At 71.4% G+C, this 2,856-nt stretch carries 3 protein-coding genes; 1 reads left to right on the top strand and 2 read right to left on the bottom strand.

Translation table 11 applies throughout. From position 1 onward, the window contains the following. Positions 1-244: 244 nt before the first annotated feature. Positions 245-850 (bottom strand): TetR/AcrR family transcriptional regulator, encoded by a 606-nt coding sequence (locus tag AOK24_RS34560; protein WP_055723940.1) that lies wholly within the window; start codon positions 848-850, stop codon positions 245-247. A 43-nt stretch (positions 851-893) separates the two neighbouring features. Further along, positions 894-1,895 (bottom strand): Gfo/Idh/MocA family protein, encoded by a 1,002-nt coding sequence (locus tag AOK24_RS34555; RefSeq protein WP_055723939.1) that lies wholly within the window; start codon positions 1,893-1,895, stop codon positions 894-896. Between the two features lie 143 nt (positions 1,896-2,038). Between AOK24_RS34555 and AOK24_RS34550 the strand changes: the two genes are divergently transcribed. Beyond that, positions 2,039-2,856: multidrug effflux MFS transporter (locus AOK24_RS34550; protein ID WP_159052086.1), on the top strand; the 818-nt coding region annotated here is incomplete at its 3' end.

The raw sequence follows: 2,856 nt of genomic DNA, 5'->3' as shown, positions 1-2,856 counted from the left end.
CCCCGGCACCGACGCCGGCGGGGAGCGCGAAGGCCTCCTGCTGGCCGCCGCCGGCGTCGGTGCCGGGGGCGCCGCCACGCAGCCACTGGGTGAGTCTGACCCTCAGGCCGGTCCGGCCGATCGCCTCCGCGCTCATCTGTCCCCTCGCGTCGCTGTGGTGGGCACAGCATGCCTCATGGTCCCGCCGTGCGCGGAACCGGGGTGCCTTGTCGGGACATAAGCACCACCCGGGGACAGAGGGCGTTCAGCGGGGCGCGATGCCGTACAGCGCGTACTCGACGATCGTGTCGGTGTAGGCGTACGACAGCTCTCCTGTGCGCTGGAGCCAGCGTTGCGCGAGGGGGGCGACGAAGAGTTCGAGGGCGATCCGGGGATCGACCGCCGGCCTCAACTGGCCCGCGTCGGCGGCGGATCGCAGCCTCTCGACGTACAACTCGAAATTCGGTTCCAGCAACTTGGCTACGACGGCCCGGCCGAGTTTCTCGTCGATGAGGCCCTCCGCGCTGAGCGCTCGCGCGGGGCCGTCGAAGCGGGGGTCCATGAGGTTGTCGATGGTCGCGCGCAGGACGAGTTTGAGGTCGGCGGCGAGGTCGCCGGTGTCCAAGATGCCCGGGGCGGCCTCGGCTCCCGCCTGCTGCTCGCCGAGGTCGAGGAACGCCTCCAGGAGGACGTCCGCCTTCGACCCCCACCACCGGTAGATGGTCTGCTTCCCGACGCCGGCGCGGGCGGCGATGCCCTCGATCGTCGTTTTTGTGTAACCGGTTTCCGCTACGAGGCTCAGGGCAGCCGCGTAGATGGCACGCCGGGAGGTCTCGCTGCGCCGGCTGGCGTCGGGTGTTCTGCTGGGCATGCGCTCAGGTTAAGACCGACCGGCACATGGGGGGGCGATCGGTCTAAGCGGCCTCGCCCGGGTACCGGACGCCGATCTGCTCGCGGACCGCGTCCAGGGTGCGCATCACGGCGAGCGTGCCGTCGAGGGGGACCAGCGGGGACTGGGTCTCGCCCGCGCGCACGGCCCGCATGACCTCGCGGGCCTCGTGGCGGAAACTCGCCGCCGGGCCCTCGGCGGGGTCGTGGGCGAACTCCTCGGGGTCGCGGCCGACGCGGTGCAGGACGAAGCGGTCGGCGTGGAAGAAGCCGGACGGGATGTCGATGCGGCCCTTGGTGCCGGTGATGGACGCGGCGACGGACGTACCGCCGTCGAGGGAGCAGTGCAGCGCGGCGAGCGCGCCGGAGTCCCAGGACAGGGCCAGCGCGGTCTGGAGGTCGACGCCCTCCGGGGAGAGGACGGCGCGCGCGGAGATGCCGGAGGGCTCGCCGAGGAAGAGGTGCGCGAGGGAGACCGGGTAGACGCCGAGGTCGAGGAGGGCGCCGCCGCCCTGGGCGGGGTCGCGCAGGCGGTGAGCCGGTGAGAAGGGGCCTTCGAGGCCGAAGTCGGCCTGGACGGTGCGGACTTCGCCGATCGCCCCGTCGTCGACGACCTGCTTGATACGGCGGATGACCGGGTTGCAGTACATCCACATCGCCTCCATCAGGAAGCGGTCGTTGTCGCGGGCGAGGGCGATCAGCTCCTCGGCCTCACGCACGTTCAGCGTGAACGGTTTCTCGCACAGGACGTGCCGCCCCGCCTCCAGGCAGAGCCCGGCGGCGGCCCGGTGCGCCGAGTGCGGGGTGGCGACGTACACGACGTCGATGTCGTCGTCGGCCGCGAGCGACGCCCAGTCGCCGTACGCGCGCGGGATGCCGAACCTTTCAGCAAACGCTTTCGCACCTGTTTCCGTGCGGGAGCCGACCGCCACGACCTCCGCGTCCGGCAGGTCGATCAGGTCCGCCGTGAAGGCGGCGGCTATCCCGCCGGTCGCCAGGATTCCCCACCGCACGCTGTCCGCCGTCATCAATGCCACGCTTCCGTCTCGCACCAGTCCCGCAGGCCCGCGCCCGGCCTGACCGGCCCGGTCCCACAGTCCGAACACCACGTTCGAGCATTCCGTACGAGCTGAGAGCATAGGGGGCGGACCGGGAGAAGAGGGAGGGGCACATGCCCGAAGGCGGGGGACCGATATCGCAGGCGACGCGGGCTGCCGCGGCGCCGACACTCGCCAGCCGCCGCCGTACGGGGCTGCTGGTCACACTGCTGCTCGGCGGGCTGACCGCCACTCCCCCGCTGTCGATGGACATGTACCTCCCGGCGCTCCCGGAGGTCACCGACTCGCTGCACGCGCCGGCCGCGACCGTGCAGCTCACGCTCACCGCGTGCCTCGCGGGCATGGCGCTGGGCCAGCTCGTCGTGGGGCCGATGAGCGACCGGTGGGGGCGGCGGCGTCCGCTGCTCGCCGGGCTCGTCGTGTATGTGGTAGCAACCGCTCTCTGCGCTGTTGCTCCGAACGTCGAGACGCTGGTCGCCTTCCGGCTCGTCCAGGGGCTCGCGGGGGCCGCGGGCATCGTCATCGCGCGGGCGGTGACACGTGACCTGTACGACGGTGACGCGATGGCGCGGTTCTTCTCCACGCTGATGCTGATCTCCGGCATCGCGCCGATCGTCGCGCCGCTGATCGGCGGGCAGATCCTCCAATTCACCGACTGGCGGGGCGTGTTCGTCGTCCTCATCGGGGTCGGTGTGCTGCTCACGGCGCTCGTGTGGGCGCGGCTGCCGGAGACCCTGGAGCCCGCCGACCGGCACGAGGGCGGGGTGGGTGAGGCGCTGCGCTCGATGCGGGGACTTCTTGCTGATACCGCTTTCTCCGGTTACATGCTGACCGGCGGGTTCGCGTTCGCCGCGCTGTTCGCGTACATTTCCGCGTCGCCATTCGTCGTCCAGGAAATCTACGGGGCCTCCCCGCAGACGTACAGCCTGCT

The organism is Streptomyces niveiscabiei (assembly GCF_001419795.1).
Classification (GTDB): Bacteria; Actinomycetota; Actinomycetes; order Streptomycetales; family Streptomycetaceae; genus Streptomyces; species Streptomyces niveiscabiei.
The sequence above is the reverse complement of the archived record's forward strand: the minus strand, read 5'-3'. Positions and strand labels throughout refer to the sequence as shown.